We start from the raw sequence: 14,593 nt of genomic DNA, 5'->3' as shown, positions 1-14,593 counted from the left end.
CCGCCTGCTGTCGATGGCCGGCGGGCTGGTTCGCAGCGTTATCGCCGGTAAACCCAGAGTGATGTGTGACAAGCGTGGCTCAGGGGGTGGAAACCCGCAACTCGCGGCGCGTCCCGCCCGACACGCTCCGTGTCCGCGCGAGGTACGGCCCCACCGTCCCCGCCCTGTTCAGTGCCCGCGCCCCGCCGCCCGGCGTACGGCCTCGATGAACCGGCGCGCCGCGGGTGGTCCGGGCCGGCCCGGCGCGGGATCGTGCTCCCCCAGGGTCAGCAGATAACGCTGGCCGTTGAGGTCCGCCAGCGCCCTGTCGTCGGCCGCGAACCAGGGCTTCGACGCGCGCACCGCCTGGACGGGAGCGCTGTCGATCTCGCTCCCGTAACTGGTGAGCAACTCCAGCCTGCCGCCGCTGATCCGGACCTGCCCGGCCCGGGTGAGGGAGCGCAACCTCTTTCCGATCCGCACGCCCGTGGCCGTGAACTCCGGCTCCGCCATGATGCTCCGCCCCCTAGTCGGCTACCGCCGAGATGCGTGGTGATCCCGCCTGGAACGTGATCCAGTGTGCGCCCCCGTGCCGAGCAGTCTGCCCGCCTCCGGCGTCGAGCACCAGTGCGTACGACGCTCTCCGGTAACCGGTGGAAGCACTCGGCGGGATGCGCCCCGGGCCCTTCCGGCCTCCGCCCCGCCTGTCCCCGACTCCCCACCCCAGGCCTGCCTTTGGGTCGCCCAAAGGTGTGTTTATGCAGGTGGGAGGCGTGTCGAGGGTGACTATGATCGAGGTGTCCGGCCGCTTCAGGAGCCGTCGGCGAGCGCACCACAAGGAGTCTGACGTGAGCATCCCCGACCCCACCGGGACCGCCGAAACCCTGGACACGCTCGACGTTGACCGAAGTGACGCCGACTACCGCAGCTGGCTCAAAGAGGCCGTCCGCAGGGTCCAGGCCGATGCCAACCGCTCGGCCGACACACACCTGCTGCGTTTCCCGCTCCCCGAGAAGTGGGGTATCGACCTGTATCTGAAGGACGAGTCGACCCACCCCACCGGTAGCCTCAAACACCGCCTCGCCCGCTCGCTCTTCCTCTACGGTCTGTGCAATGGCTGGATCCGCCCCGGCCGCCCGGTGATCGAGGCGTCCAGCGGCTCCACCGCCGTCTCGGAGGCGTACTTCGCGAAACTGATCGGCGTGCCGTTCATCGCGGTGATGCCCCGCACGACCAGCGCCGAGAAGTGCCGCCTCATCGAGTTCCACGGTGGGCGGTGCCACTTCGTGGACGACTCCCGGAAAATGTACGAGGCCTCGGCAGCCCTCGCGGCCGAGACGGGCGGCCACTATATGGACCAGTTCACCTACGCGGAGCGGGCCACGGACTGGCGCGGGAACAACAACATCGCCGAATCCATCTTCCGGCAGCTGGAGTGGGAACGTTTCCCGGAGCCCGCGTGGATCGTTGCCACGGCCGGCACAGGCGGCACCTCGGCGACGCTGGCCCGCTACGTCCACTACACGCAGCGCGACACCCGGATCTGTGTCGCCGACCCGGAGAACTCCTGTTTCTTCGAGGGCTGGACCACCGGCGATCCGGACGTCACCTGCGACTGCGGCTCCCGGATCGAGGGCATCGGCCGGCCCCGCATGGAACCCAGCTTCGTCCCCGGCGCGGTGGACCGCATGATGAAGGTGCCGGACGCGGCCAGCATCGCCGCGGTGAGAGCCCTGGACCGAGCCATCGGCCGCAAGGCGGGCGCCTCCACGGGGACAGGCCTGTGGGGCGCCCTCAAGATCGTGGCGGACATGGTTGCGACAGGCCAACAGGGCAGCGTGGTAACCCTCCTGTGCGACCACGGCGACCGCTACCTGGACAAGTACTACTCGGACACCTGGCTGAAGGACCAGAACCTGAACATCGAGCCCTACGGGGCGACGATCGAGGGGTTCCTGAAGACCGGCGTATGGCCGAACTGACCTATAGGGGTGCGGGGCTGTGACATTTGCGGCTCCGCCGCGTGGGCGCGCCAAGCCACAACGGAACCGCACCCGCAAGCACACCTACTGAGCCCCCCTCAGGCGCCCCCTCAACTACCAACCTCACCGGCGACAACCAGCCGCCGCAAATGCTCCGACACCTCACCCCGGGCCTCGGGCACCAACCCCGAGTCCGTCACCAACGTGTCCACCTGCTCCAACGCCGCGAACGAACTGAGCCCCACCGTCCCCCACTTGGTGTGGTCGGCGACCACGACAACCCGCCGTGCGGACTGCACGAGCCGCCGATTCGTCTCCGCCTCAGCGAGGTTCGGCGTGGACAGCCCCGCCTCGACCGATATCCCGTGCACACCGAGGAACAGCACGTCGAAGTGGAGCGACGCGATCGCCTGGTCGGCCACCGGCCCCACCAGCGAGTCGGACGGCGTCCGCACCCCACCGGTCAGCACCACCGTCGCCGCCCCCTGCCGCTGCCCCGACACGCGCTGCGCGGCGTGGAAGACGTCGGCCACGCGCACCGAGTTGGTCACCACGGTCAGATCCGGCACGTCCAACAGCTGATGCGCCAGCGCGTACGTCGTCGTACCGCCCGACAGGGCGATCGCCGAGCCCGGCGCGACCAGCTCCGCCGCGGCCCGCGCGATGTCCTCCTTGGCCGTCAGTTCCAGGCCGGACTTGGCCTCGAACCCCGGCTCGTGGGTGCTCGCCTCGACCACCGGCACCGCGCCGCCGTGCACCTTCTCGAGGACGCCCTGGCGGGCCAGCGCGTCGAGGTCACGGCGGACCGTCATGTCCGACACGCCGAGCTTGCGGGTCAGCTCGTTGACGCGAACGCCCCCGCGGCGCCGTACCTCGTCCAGGATCAGGGCGCGGCGTTGCTCCGCGAGGAGGTTCTGGTTGTCATTCACGACCGCTCCACGTCCTTCCGGGGTTCCTTCGGGCCTGTCGGTCCACTCGCCCCCACCATCTCCGACACGTCCCGCACACCCGCTGCGAACCTGCTGCGCACCCGCTCCGACAAGGACATTCCTCCTGCTAACCGCCCGGCGGACGTCCCATACTCGCATGGGCCGGTACTCGTCGCGCCACTGCCCGTCACGACGCGGACATGTCACTCTGGCAACACGGGCTCCTCGCTCGTCACACGGATCGGGGAGATTCCGTGACGAGAGGTGTACGGAGCCCGCCGGGCGGAGATCCTCCAGTCCCGCGCGGCACGGGGGAAGTACGAGCAACGGGGGAAGTGCGAACAGTGGAGCGTGCACAGGAACGGGTCTCGACGAGCGGGGTGAACGGCGCGGCCGAGCCGCCCGGAGGAAGCAAGCGGACCGGGGCGGGGGTGACCACCGGCATCGCCCTGGAACTACTGGTCCACGGCGTGGGTGGTGCCAGGCCCGAGAAGATGCTCAACGATCCGCGGATCGTCCGCGTCACCGGCGACGACACGGCCGCCGTCTTCCGCCGCGTGGACGACGCCGAGGCGGAGGACGAACGTGCCGACCCGCACCGCGCACCGGTGCGCGAGGCGTACGTCTGGTGCAACCTCACCTCCGGCAACGGCACGCGCGCCCTGTGGCTGTTGCTGCTGCCGTTCATGGTGGTCAACCTCGCCCACTGGATGCGCCCGACCGCCCGCAACCGGCAGGGCACGGTCCGTTTCTACGGCCTTCTGGTGCGCCTCGCCGGCCTGAGCCTCACCGTCCTCCTGGTCGCCGCCGCCTGCGAGGTCGCCCTCGACCTCACGGCCTGGCAGTGCGCGGGCACGCGCGCGTGTGCCGAGGCGCACTCCTGGCTCGGTTTCCTCTCCCCGACCGAGTCGGGCGGCGGCTGGTGGAGCGCGCCGGGCCGCCGCCTGGCCCTGGCCGCCGTGGTGCCCGCCGCGCTCACCGGCCTGTTGTGGTTCCTGTCCCGCCGCACCTGGAGCGCGTACGAGTCCCAGCAGCCGATGGCCCATGCCCCCGAGCCCGCGGACGAGAGCATCCGTACGGCACTGGGGCGGCCCGGATTCTGGTACGGACGGCGGCTGGTCGCCCGGCTGCGCGCCGCGCACACCGCGGCCGGCCTGCTGACGGTCGCCGCCGCGCTCGGCTCCGCCGCCGCCCGTCACGACCGTGAGCCCGGTGGTCCGGAGGCTCTGGCCACCCTGGCCGGGCTCCTGTACGCGGCGCTGATCGCCGGGGCCGTCGCCGTGGTGTGGGTGGTGTGCCGCAGGGGGCGCAGCGAGAGACACCTGGACCGGGAACTCGACGCCCGGCTCGTCCGCCTCCTCCCGGGCGGCGCGCTCGCCCTGCTGCTCCTGACGGCCGTGTACGCAGGCTGGTCCCGCCCGGGATGGCAGTCGGCGGGGCGGCTGCCGGGCGACACGACCTTCGGCGCTCTCACACTGCTCCAGGGCGTCATCGTCCTCGTCCTGGCCGTCGTCGCCCAGCTGCTGCACCGGGCCCACCCCGACCCGCGTGCCGCCATGCGCGGTCTCGGCGGACCCGCGGTCACGACGCTCGCCTGCGCACTGGGCGGCGTGATGTCCGGCGGCGTGTCCCAGCGCGTGGCCGACTGGCTGGACGGCACCGGCGGCACCATCGAAGGCCCGCCCGTCCTGCTGACCTGGCAGGCATCCGTGATCCCGGCCGTCCTTCTGGTCGTCCTGGGCCTGGTCGGCTGGCTGGCCCGGCGCACCCTGCAACTGCGCCGCGCCGAGCTGGCCGCCGTCGAACAGGACTACGAGGACGGTTCCGGGGAGCCGATGGACGCCGGCCGCACCCGCCGCATCGCGAGCATGCGCGCGATGGCCGCCCTGACCGACCGGGCTCCCCGCATCGTCGGCATCACCTCCACGGTGACACTGCTCCTGGGCGCCGCCGCGCTGATCGGAGCCCAGGCCACGGGCGACACGCCGGGAGAGGCATCGCACGGCGCGTACGCGGTCGTCGAGGGCGCCGCCGAGACCGCCCAGGCCCTCGGGTCCTGGCTGATCGGATTCGGCTTCCTGCTGTTCGTCACCTGGGGGCGGCGTGCCTACAAGGACCCGGCGGCGCGGCGGACCATCGGCATCCTGTGGGACGTCGGCACCTTCTGGCCGCGCGCCTCCCACCCCTTCGCGCCGCCCTGCTACGCCGAGCGCGCCGTGCCCGACCTGACCTGGCGGATGGCCACCTGGACCGAGGCCACCGGCGGCCGTCTGGTCATCTCCGGGCACTCCCAGGGCAGCGTCCTCGCGGCAGCCGCCGCCTGGCAGCTGAAGCCCGCCGTGCGGGCGCGCGTGGCGCTGCTGACGTACGGCTCACCGCTGGAGCGCCTGTACGGACGCTGGTTCCCGGCCCACTTCGGTCCCGCCGCGCTCACCTCGCTGCACCACGACGTGGCCTGCTGGCGCAACCTGTACCGGCTCACCGACCCCATCGGCGGCCCCGTCCACCTGCCCGGCGACTGCGGCCCCGAGGTGGACCGCGCACCGCTCAGGGACCCGCTCTCCTACGGCCGCAACGAGAAGCATCCGCTGCCCTCACCGATCCTCGGCCACTCCGACTACCAGGCCGACCCCGCCTTCGTCGAGGAGCGCGAGAACCTGCTGAGGCGGCTGCAGCCCGGCGGGACGCTGCCCGGTCCGCGGCCCGGGACTCAGGAGAGCTCGGGCAGGTCCTCCGAGTAGAGGAGGGTCAGGTCGTCCGTGCTCGGCTCGGCGTGCTGGGCGACCCGGCCCGCGTGCCGCTCGACCATCGCCTCGAACGTCTGCCGCGCCGTACGGCCGTTGCCGAACGTCGCCCCTTTGGGGATCGCCTCGAAGTACTTGAGCAGGGCGTCGGAGGCGCCGGGGCCGAGCCGGTACTCGTGCTCCTCCGCCTGCTGCTCCACGATCCGCAGCAGTTCCTCGGGGCCGTAGTCACCGAAGGTGATGGTCCGCGAGAAACGGGACGCGACACCGGGGTTGACCGCCAGGAAGCGCTCCATCTCGGCCGTGTAGCCCGCGACGATCACCACCACGGCTTCCCGGTGGTCCTCCATCAGCTTCACCAGCGTGTCGATGGCCTCCTTGCCGAAGTCACGGCCGGAGTCCTCCGGGGACAGCGCGTACGCCTCGTCGATGAACAGCACACCGCCGCGCGCCCGGTCGAAGGCCTCCTGGGTGCGGATCGCCGTCGAACCGATGTGCTCGCCGACCAGGTCCACCCGGGACACCTCGACGAGGTGTCCCTTCTCCAGGACACCGAGCGCGGCCAGGATCTCGCCGTAGAGCCGGGCGACCGTCGTCTTGCCGGTGCCGGGGGAGCCCGTGAAGACCAGATGGCGGCGGGCGGAGGCCGCCTTGAGGCCCGCCAGCTGGCGGCGCCGGCCGACCTCGATCATGTCGGTGAGGGCCCGCACCTCGCGCTTGACGCTCTCCAGGCCGACCAGCGCGTCGAGTTCACCGAGGACGTCCTTCGAGGACCGCGCTGCCTTCTCCGGCTCCGTCGCGGCCACCTTCGGGTCCTGCTCGGTGGTGTGCTGGCCCGGGATCGCGCCCAGCAGCCCCGGCGACCGCACAACCGTCTGTACGGCCGTCTCCGGCACCGGGGGCGTCCGCAGCGCCGCGCTCTCGTCGCTGGTGCAGTCCTCGACGAGCGGCCCACCGCCGGAGGCCGCGCCGGAACCACCGTCGGCGAACTCGTAACCACCGCGCGCACACCGCTCCGTACGGCACTTCGTCAGCGTCGTGCGGCAGCCGTCTATGACATGGAAGCCGTAGCCCTCGCTGCCCGTCACCCGGCAGTGCAGGAAGCTGCCCCGGCCGCCCGCCGACACATAGAAGCCCGCCTCGGCGGGGGAGTCGACCGTGCAGCGCTCGATGGTGGGGTCGGCGCCCTTGGTGACGATCACGCCCGTCTGGGTGCCGACCACCGTGCAGCCGTTGAGCGTGCCGCCGCTGCCGTGGTCGCGGAACCAGGCACCCGTCGCCGCGTCCCGGATGCGGCAGTCGTCGAGCTGTGCCGTCGCGCCGTCACTGACCGACACGGCGGTGTTGCGCACCTGCGAGAGGTCGCTGTCGATGACGTCCGCGCGGGACCCCCGGTCGAGCACGAACAGCGCGTCCGGCACGTCGTGCACGCGACAGGACTCGAGGACCGCCGTGGCGCCGTCGCTGATCCACACCGCCGGATAGTCGCCGGTGCTGTCGAAGATCTCGCACTGGTTGGCGTCCACCCGCGTGCCCGGGTCCCACACCGACAGCCCGTTGCGCCCGAACTGACGCACCGTCGTGCGGGTCAGCGTGAGGACCGAGCGGGACCTCAGGTCGACCGCGTTCTCCGGGATGTCGTGGATACGGCAGTCGGCGAGCGTCAGCACGGCGTCGGTGTCGAGCGTCACGCCGTCGGCGGACGTGCGGTGGACATCGCAGTCGGTGAGGTGGGCGGTGGCCCGGCCGGTGATCTGGACGCCACTGCCCTTGACCTCGTAGACCTCACAACCGACCGCCTCCAGCGCCGAGTTCTCGCCCGAGACCGACAGTCCGACGCCCGAGGAGTGGTGCACCCGGCAGCGCTCCAGACGGGGATGGCCGCCGTCGCGCACGGTCACGCCCGCCTGGCCGGCCGCGACGACCTCGCACTCCTCGAACACCCCGCCCGCGTCGTCCAGAACGGCGATACCGGCGCCCGCCGGGTTGTCGATCGTGCAGCGCCGCACCGTCGGGCGCGCGCCGCCGCGCACCTCGATGCCCGCGGCGGACCGCGTGACGATCCGCAGGTCCAACAGCTCCGGGGTGCCCTCCTCGACCAGCACCGCCGCCGCGGTCGAGTCCTGGCCCTCCACATGGAGGTCCTGGACCACCGCCGAGGCGCGCACGGTGAGCGGCACGCCGTCCACGGGCGCGATGCGCACCGAGCCGGGGGAGCCCTCGGGGCCGCGCAGCGTCACCGCCCGCTCGACGACGAGGTTCTCCCGGTAGGTGCCGGGCGCGACGGTGAGGACGTCACCGTCCGCCGCGGCCTCCAGGGCCGCGGCGAGCGACGCGTACTCACCCGTGCGGCGCCGCCACCTCGATGTACCGGTGTGCGTCACCTGGACCGTGCCCTGTGCCATGGCGCTGCTGTGCCCCCACCTCGTGGAACGCGGGATGTCGCGGATGGTGCCGCACGATGTCGGCCGGTCCACCGTAGCGTGCGCGGGCACGGTGGGTTGACCAGAGCCGGAAGGCGGTCAACTGCCGGTCCCGGTCCGGCCCCAGTCGGGTCCGGCCCGGTCCCAGGCCTGGTCCCAACGGGCATACCTGCGACGGACCATGCGCCAGAGGATCAGTCGCCGGCCACCCTCGACGAACCCGGCCGACAGGACGGAAGCACCGAGTCCGGCGAGGACCGCGTGCGTCGTCGCGGTGGCGGTGTCCAACGGGCGGGCGGCTATTCGCCCCTGTTCGTCCGTCCACAGCGTGAAGTGGTCGCCCGGATGCGGGGACTTGAGGCTCGCCATGACCTTGCCGTGCCGCTGTGTGCCGTCAGGCCCCGTCCAGTCGGCCTCCACGCGGCTTCTCGCCGCCCGGGGGGAGACCGACTCGGGGTCGGGTTCCAGCGGGGAGCGGGCCAGCTTCTTGACCACGGTGGCCGTCACCAGATGGCGGACCTCACGCTGCTCCCGTACGGCCTGTTGCAGCGCGTCCTGGGCAGCGCCGCCGACGAGGACGCCGATCAGGGGCGCCACGAGCAGCATCAGCAGCAGGGCCGCGAGCGCCACCCAGGCCTCCGCGAGGTCGGTGGCACGGCGCAGCGGATTGTGCCGCCAGCGCCAGAGTCCGCCGATCGCCCGCACAGCCGCACCCCCTTACCGATCCGTGTAACCCCGGTCGGAGCAGTTCACGCACGATGCCGGTCGAAGAGAGTGCGAAATCACCCCTCACCCTTTCCCGCCGGCTGTCTCATGAACTTCTCACAAACGCAACGGCCGGGCCCCGTGCCGGTGTTCCCGCGCCCGGGGTCAATCGGAAGTTCACATCCGAAGGGAGGGCTCGAAGCTCACGCCCGTCTATTCGAGGATCGTGAACGGATCGCCGACCCTGATCGTGCCGCGAGTTTCGGGCACCAGGTTCTGGCCGAAGACCAACTGGTTGCCGAAGCGGCGATGGCGCCCGAGTGTGCGCAACGGTTCCCGCCCGCGTTCGGAGGTGTCCTGGTCGGTGGTGGTCACCACGCATCGCCCGCACATCTTGGCGACCCGGAAGGAAACCTCGCCGATGGCGATCCGGGACCAGCCGTCCTCGGCCCAGGGGGCCGTCCCCGCCACCACCGCGTTGGGCCGGAAGCGGTTCATGGGCAGCGGGCCCTCCTGCCGATGATCCCCTTGCGCGATCAGGGAGTTGAGGGCGTCGAGCGACGCGAGCGTGGTGAGCAGCAGTGGGTAGCCGTCGGCGAAACTCACGGTCTCGCCGGGCTGTGCGAACTCCGGGTCGATCGCGCGGCGCGCGCCGGGGTCGTCCATGTGCAGAAGGCGTACGTCCTCGCCGAGATAACCGCCGCACCAGTCATGCGCGTGGTCACCCGCGAGGACCGCCTGGACCTTGGTGCCGAAGATGTCCACCGTCGTCGTGCCCGTCACCTCCGGGACGGGCACGGTCAGGGGTGCGCGGCCGGGCGCGGACAGACGGATTCCGCCGCCGGGGAGCGGCTCGGCGGCAGCCTGCGCCAGCCGCGGCTGCTGGCGTTGAGTGACGACCTTTCCCCCGGCGTCAATCAGGACCCAGCGTCGGTCTCCGGCCAGTCCCCAGGGCTCCACCACGGCTTGCCGGGGCGCCAGGCCCCGGAACGCCTTGACCGGATGGACGTGAATCGAGTGCAGCTCCGCGTTCCCCATCCCGCCATCGTGCCAGCAGGCACGGACGGTCCGGGGGCGAGAATCAGTACCCGCGGTACTGCTGGTTGTTGTACGGGTCCTGGTAGGGCGTCGGGGCCGGCCGGGGAGCCGCAGGGCGCATCGCCTCGTAACCGGTGGCAGCCGCCGGACGCTGCTGCTGCATCGGCTGACCGCCGCCGGGGTAACCGCGCTGCGGCGCCTGCTGCGGGATGTACGCCGCCGGCGCCTGTTGCAGCGGCGAGGGCTGCTGCGCCTGCTGGTAGCCGTAGGAGGGGGCCTGCTGGGAGGGGCCGGCCGGCAGCGCGGGAAGCGCGGACGGCAGCGCGGGCAGGTTGTTGCCCGTGTCGTACGCGGAGGGGACCCGGATCGGGGCGATCTGCGGGGCCCCCCGCTCGGCCACGAGCGAGTCGTAGATCGGAGTGTCCGGGAAGGCGGAGTAGTAGCCGCCGCCGTAGGTGGAGCGGGGGGAGGTCATGGAACATAAGTTAAACCCACATCAGCTGGTTGGGGAGACCGATAAGAGGGTTGTTTTCCGTGTCGGCTGCGACGCGGGATCCCCAATGCGAGCGAACTCGCCGAAAAGGGGCACCAGGTGCTGCGGAGATCAGGTAAAGGCCAGGTTCCGGGCTGGTTACCGACGGGTCGCCCCGCGTTCTTCCCGCGTTCGACTGGGCGGTTCAACAGGAGTTCACAGGATCGGGAGAATAGGGTTTGGTCGCGAGTCCGGAGAGATGGGGGCGGTCATGTCCATGGCTAAGGGATCGAATGCACCAGTGCCCACGGCGGCACTCCGTGTCGAACTGGGCTGGCGCTCCGGACCGGGCGTGCCCGACGCGGACGCCTCCGCGTTGCTGTTGGTGGTCGGAAGGGTTCGGTCCGACAGCGACTTCGTGTTCTACAACCAGCCCGTGCACTCCTCCGGGGCGGTCCGGCACGAGGGCAAGCGGGACGCCGGAGGACGGGTGACGGACACCCTCCTCGTCGACCTCGCGCGCGTGGAGCCGGCCGTCGAGACCGTGGTCCTCGCCGCCTCCACCGACGGAGGAACGTTCGGGCAGATCCCCGGCCTGTACATCGAGGTCCGTGACGCGGCGCAGGGCACGGTGGTGGCCCGCTTCGACAACGCCGGTGCCAGTGTCGAAACCGCGTTCGTGCTCGGCGAGTTCTACCGTCGGCAGGGTGCCTGGAAGTTCCGCGCGGTCGGCCAGGGCTACAGCAGCGGACTGGCAGGCCTGGCCACGGACTTCGGCATCACCGTGGACGAGCCCCGGCGCGCCCCCACGCCACAGGCCGCCGCTCCCGCCGCTCCGCCCGTCGCACCTCCGGCCACCATGCCCCCGCCGCCCGCACGGCCCGCGACCGCGCCCCCGGCCACCCCTCCTGCGGCGCCGGTGCGCCTGACCAAGGTGACGCTCACCAAGGAGGCCCCGTCCGTCTCGCTCACCAAGCAGGGCGGCACCTCGGGCGCCCTGCGCGTCAACCTCAACTGGCAGGTCCACAAGCAGTTCTCGGGCTGGGCCGCCAAGCTCGGCCGCGCGGTCGCCCAGCACTCCGATCTCGACCTCGACCTGTGCGCCCTCTTCGAGCTCTCCGACGGCAGCAAGGGCGTCGTACAGTCGCTCGGCAACGCCTTCGGGGCGCTCCATCAGCCGCCGTACATCCACCTCGACGGTGACGACCGCACCGGGGCCGTGTCCAGCGGCGAGAACCTCACCGTCAACCTGGACCACAAGCAGGCCTTCCGGCGCATCCTCATCTTCGTGACCATCTACGCCGGGGCGCGTTCCTTCGCCGACCTGCACGCCACGGTCACCCTGACCCCGGCGAACGGAGCGGCGGTCGACTTCTCGCTCGACGAGTGCACGGTGCCCTCCACGGTCTGCGCGCTCGCCCTGATCACCAACAACGGCGGCGATCTGATTGTCCAGCGCGAGGCCCGCTACCTGGTGCCCGACCGCGGGGTGAGCCCGCAGCGGACCGTCGACCACGTCTACGGCTGGGGCATGAACTGGACCCCCGGCCGCAAGTGACCCACGCGGCTCAGGTCTCGTCCACGACGGTTTCCGGACGCGCGTAAGTGCGGCCCTTCCAGGCGGCGCCGCGCCCCTGGTAGTGCTGCACCGCCGAGTCGACCGTCATGAGCAGGTACAGGAACGCGGTGAACGGCAACAGGGGAGCGAGCCACAGCGGCTGTCCGTAGTAGCGCAGCATCGGGGCGTACGTCCCCGCCATCACCAGCCACGCGAGGCCGCCGCACACCGCCGCGGGCGTCGTCCCGGTGGCGAGCCCGGCCAGCAGGGCGAACGGGGGCACCAGATACACCAGGGCGAGGCCGAGCACCGTCCCGAGCAGGAGCGGCGGGCTGTGGCGCAACTGCGCGTACGCGCTGCGCGAGACCATCCGCCACAGGTCGTGCAGCCGCGGGTAGGGCCGCACACTGTCCACCCGCTCGGCGAGCCCCAGCCAGATGTGGCCCCCACCGCCCTTGACGGCCCGCGCGAGTGCCACGTCGTCGATGACGGCGTGACGGATGGCGTCCGGGATCCGCGCACGCTCGGCCGCCTCCGTACGCAGCAGCACGCACCCACCCGCGGCGGCCGCCGTCCGGGTCCCCTTCCTGCCGATCCGGCGGAAGGGGTAGAGCTGCGCGAAGAAGTAGACGAAGGCCGGCACGACGAGCCGCTCCCAGGTGCTCTCCACCCGCAGCCTGGCCATCAGCGACACGGCGTCGAAGCCGCCGCCCCGCGCCGCAGCCACCAACTCCCGCAGGCTGTCCGGCGCGTGGGCGATGTCCGCGTCCGTCAGCAGCAGAAACTCGGGTCCATGCGCGCGTGCCAGGCCGATTCCATGGCGTACGGCCCACAGCTTGCCCGTCCAGCCCGCGGGCGGTTCACCGGGCGGGTCCACGGTCAGCGGCAGCCCGCCATGGCGGCGTGACAACTCCCTGGCCAGTTCCCCGGTGCCGTCCGAACTGCCGTCGTCGACCAGGAAGACCTCGGCCCGCCCCGGATAGTCCTGGGCGAGCAGCGACGGCAGGCTCGCGGGCAGTACGGCGGCCTCGTCGCGTGCCGGCACGACGACACAGACGGACGGCCAGGACTCCGGCTCCCGGTCGTAGGACGGCAGCCTGACGTCCGTACGCCAGAAGAAGCCCTGGCACAGCAGCAGCCACAGCCAGGCGGCGAGTGATCCGGCGGCGATCCACACAACGGCGCTCACCCGCCGCAGTCTGCCCCACCCCAGGGGGCCGTAGGGGGACGCCGTTTATAGTGACCGGGTGAAGATCGCGCTCATGGACTCCGGAATCGGACTTCTGCCGGCCGCCGCAGCGGTACGGCGGCTGCGGCCCGACGCGGATATCGTCCTCTCCCTGGACCCCGCGGGCATGCCCTGGGGCCTGCGCACCCTGGAGGATCTCACCGAGCGTGCCCTGGCCGTCGCCGAGGCCGCCGCCGCACAGCGGCCCGACGCTCTGATCGTCGGCTGCAACACCGCGACCGTGCATGCCCTGACCGCCCTGCGCGCCCGCCTCGAACCGGAACTTCCCGTCATCGGCACGGTTCCGGCGATCAAACCCGCCGCCGCCGGAGGCGGGCCCCTCGCGATCTGGGCCACCCCCGCCACCACCGGCAGCCCTTACCAGCGCGGCCTCATCCGGAACTTCGCCGAGGGCGTGCAGGTAACCGAGGTGCCCTGCCGGGGACTGGCCGAAGCCGTCGAACACGCGGACGAAACGGCGATCGACGCCGCCATCGCCGCCGCGGCTGCCCTCACCCCCGACGAGGTAACGACCGTCGTCCTGGGCTGCACCCATTACGAACTCGTCGCCGAGCGCATCCGCACGGCCGTTCAGCAGCCCGGCCGCCCGCCGCTCGTCCTGCACGGCTCGGCCGGCGCTGTGGTCGCCCAGACGCTCCGCAGGCTCGGCGCGCACCCCGCTCCGGAGGCACCGGCGGACGGCACCCTCACCGCGCTGCTGAACGGCACCGCGAGCCCGCTGCCCGCCGCCGCGCTGGCCTACGAGGAAGGCCGGCTGCTGCAGGCGGCCACGCCCGTGCGCTGACCGGGGGCCGTGGGGCGGCCAGGCGGAGCAGTCACCCTCCGCAAGCCGGTGCCCGCGCAGCGGAACCTGAGTAGTCTCGTAGGTATGAGGGACCTCCCCCGCGACGAAACCGTGCCGAGCGAGATCTGGACCGGCCGGGCGACCAACCGCGTCCAGTGGCTGCTGGCGCTCGGCGGCTGCGCCTTCATGGCGCTCGGTATCGAGCTCGCGGTCGACTCGGCGTGGACGTCCGGCGTCGCACCGCTCGCCATGTCCGTCGTGGGCTGCATCGCGGCGGGGCTGCTCGTCCTCTTCGGCACCCTCGCGTTCGTGCACGTCTCCGTGAAGATCGACAAGGACTCCCTGGAAGTGCGCTGCGGCCACATCGGTGTGCCGCGCCGCCGTATTCCGTTGTCCCAGATCGTCGGCGCCGACTTCGTGGCCAGGGTCACCCCGCGTCAGTGGGGCGGCTGGGGCTACCGCTGGCGGCCCCATCAGGGCACCGCGGTCGTCGTACGCCGGGGCGAGGGAGTCGTGCTGCGCCTCGGGGACGGGCATCTGTTCACGATCACGGTGGACAACGCGGAGGCGGCCGTACGCGTCATCAGGGACCAGCTGCGGTCGGGTGCGGCGGGGGCCGCGCACTGACGTTCCGGTCGCTCCTCCGGGGACCTACCGGCGTTCCCGCACTTCCCGCGCGCGTGTCGGCGCGGTGGCCGTCATCTCGTACACGATCGGACGTGTGGACAAG

At 71.8% G+C, this 14,593-nt stretch carries 12 protein-coding genes; 5 read left to right on the top strand and 7 right to left on the bottom strand.

Going from position 1 to position 14,593, the window contains the following annotated elements; translation table 11 throughout:
- Positions 1 to 168: 168 nt before the first annotated feature.
- Positions 169 to 492, bottom strand: coding sequence for a hypothetical protein (locus IEY89_RS18550; protein ID WP_189148536.1), 324 nt, complete (start codon positions 490 to 492; stop codon positions 169 to 171).
- Positions 493 to 827: 335 nt separating this feature from the next.
- On the opposite strand from IEY89_RS18550, the gene cds1 reads away from it, so the two are divergent.
- Entirely contained in the window at positions 828 to 1,961 is a 1,134-nt protein-coding gene (gene cds1, locus IEY89_RS18545; protein WP_373287258.1) for an L-cysteine desulfhydrase Cds1, read from the top strand.
- A gap of 110 nt (positions 1,962 to 2,071) precedes the next feature.
- Here the strand turns inward: cds1 and IEY89_RS18540 are convergent, their stop codons facing one another.
- On the bottom strand, positions 2,072 to 2,890 hold the full coding sequence (locus tag IEY89_RS18540; RefSeq protein ID WP_189148535.1) for a DeoR/GlpR family DNA-binding transcription regulator: 819 nt from the start codon (positions 2,888 to 2,890) through the stop codon (positions 2,072 to 2,074).
- 344 nt (positions 2,891 to 3,234) lie between these two features.
- Between IEY89_RS18540 and IEY89_RS18535 the strand changes: the two genes are divergently transcribed.
- Positions 3,235 to 5,631, top strand: coding sequence for a hypothetical protein (locus IEY89_RS18535; protein WP_189148534.1), 2,397 nt, complete (start codon positions 3,235 to 3,237; stop codon positions 5,629 to 5,631).
- Here IEY89_RS18535 and IEY89_RS18530 read toward each other — a convergent pair.
- The 4 genes from IEY89_RS18530 to IEY89_RS18515 all read right to left on the bottom strand — a co-directional run bounded on the left by IEY89_RS18530 (position 5,601) and on the right by IEY89_RS18515 (position 10,275).
- The gene (locus IEY89_RS18530) at positions 5,601 to 8,039 is read right to left on the bottom strand and encodes a right-handed parallel beta-helix repeat-containing protein (protein WP_189148533.1); all 2,439 of its coding nucleotides are present in this window, start codon (positions 8,037 to 8,039) and stop codon (positions 5,601 to 5,603) included. The two genes, IEY89_RS18535 and IEY89_RS18530, sit on opposite strands and share 31 nt — an antisense overlap.
- Before the next feature lie 117 nt (positions 8,040 to 8,156).
- Positions 8,157 to 8,762 carry an Rv1733c family protein gene (locus tag IEY89_RS18525; protein ID WP_189148532.1) on the bottom strand — a complete coding sequence of 202 codons (606 nt, stop codon included), beginning with the start codon at positions 8,760 to 8,762 and terminating at the stop codon, positions 8,157 to 8,159.
- 213 nt (positions 8,763 to 8,975) lie between these two features.
- The gene (locus IEY89_RS18520; RefSeq protein WP_189148531.1) at positions 8,976 to 9,800 is read right to left on the bottom strand and encodes an MOSC domain-containing protein; all 825 of its coding nucleotides are present in this window, start codon (positions 9,798 to 9,800) and stop codon (positions 8,976 to 8,978) included.
- A 43-nt stretch (positions 9,801 to 9,843) separates the two neighbouring features.
- On the bottom strand, positions 9,844 to 10,275 hold the full coding sequence (locus IEY89_RS18515) for a DUF6643 family protein (RefSeq protein ID WP_189148530.1): 432 nt from the start codon (positions 10,273 to 10,275) through the stop codon (positions 9,844 to 9,846).
- 274 nt (positions 10,276 to 10,549) lie between these two features.
- On the opposite strand from IEY89_RS18515, the gene IEY89_RS18510 reads away from it, so the two are divergent.
- Entirely contained in the window at positions 10,550 to 11,830 is a 1,281-nt protein-coding gene (locus IEY89_RS18510) for a TerD family protein (protein ID WP_189148637.1), read from the top strand.
- Positions 11,831 to 11,840: 10 nt separating this feature from the next.
- Here IEY89_RS18510 and IEY89_RS18505 read toward each other — a convergent pair whose 3' ends face one another.
- Positions 11,841 to 13,019 carry a glycosyltransferase gene (locus IEY89_RS18505; RefSeq protein ID WP_229695300.1) on the bottom strand — a complete coding sequence of 393 codons (1,179 nt, stop codon included), beginning with the start codon at positions 13,017 to 13,019 and terminating at the stop codon, positions 11,841 to 11,843.
- A gap of 58 nt (positions 13,020 to 13,077) precedes the next feature.
- On the opposite strand from IEY89_RS18505, the gene IEY89_RS18500 reads away from it, so the two are divergent.
- Together IEY89_RS18500 and IEY89_RS18495 are read left to right on the top strand one after the other, a co-directional pair.
- A complete protein-coding gene (locus tag IEY89_RS18500) occupies positions 13,078 to 13,863 on the top strand; it encodes a glutamate racemase (protein WP_189148529.1) in 786 nt (261 codons plus the stop codon).
- Positions 13,864 to 13,947: 84 nt separating this feature from the next.
- Positions 13,948 to 14,490 (top strand): hypothetical protein, encoded by a 543-nt coding sequence (locus IEY89_RS18495; protein ID WP_189148528.1) that lies wholly within the window; start codon positions 13,948 to 13,950, stop codon positions 14,488 to 14,490.
- The last annotated feature ends 103 nt before the right edge of the window (positions 14,491 to 14,593 follow it).

The organism is Streptomyces lacrimifluminis (assembly GCF_014646095.1).
Taxonomy (GTDB): Bacteria; Actinomycetota; Actinomycetes; order Streptomycetales; family Streptomycetaceae; genus Streptomyces; species Streptomyces lacrimifluminis.
The sequence above is the reverse complement of the archived record's forward strand: the minus strand, read 5'-3'. Positions and strand labels throughout refer to the sequence as shown.

Excerpts from the sequence above, each read along its gene's own strand:
- IEY89_RS18550 (WP_189148536.1), bottom strand. The coding sequence starts at position 492 with ATGGCGGAGCCGGAGTTCACGGCCACGGGCGTGCGGATCGGAAAGAGG.
- IEY89_RS18530 (WP_189148533.1), bottom strand. The coding sequence starts at position 8,039 with ATGGCACAGGGCACGGTCCAGGTGACGCACACCGGTACATCGAGGTGG.
- IEY89_RS18520 (WP_189148531.1), bottom strand. The coding sequence starts at position 9,800 with ATGGGGAACGCGGAGCTGCACTCGATTCACGTCCATCCGGTCAAGGCG.
- IEY89_RS18515 (WP_189148530.1), bottom strand. The coding sequence starts at position 10,275 with ATGACCTCCCCCCGCTCCACCTACGGCGGCGGCTACTACTCCGCCTTC.
- IEY89_RS18510 (WP_189148637.1), top strand. The coding sequence starts at position 10,550 with ATGGCTAAGGGATCGAATGCACCAGTGCCCACGGCGGCACTCCGTGTC.
- IEY89_RS18495 (WP_189148528.1), top strand. The coding sequence starts at position 13,948 with ATGAGGGACCTCCCCCGCGACGAAACCGTGCCGAGCGAGATCTGGACC.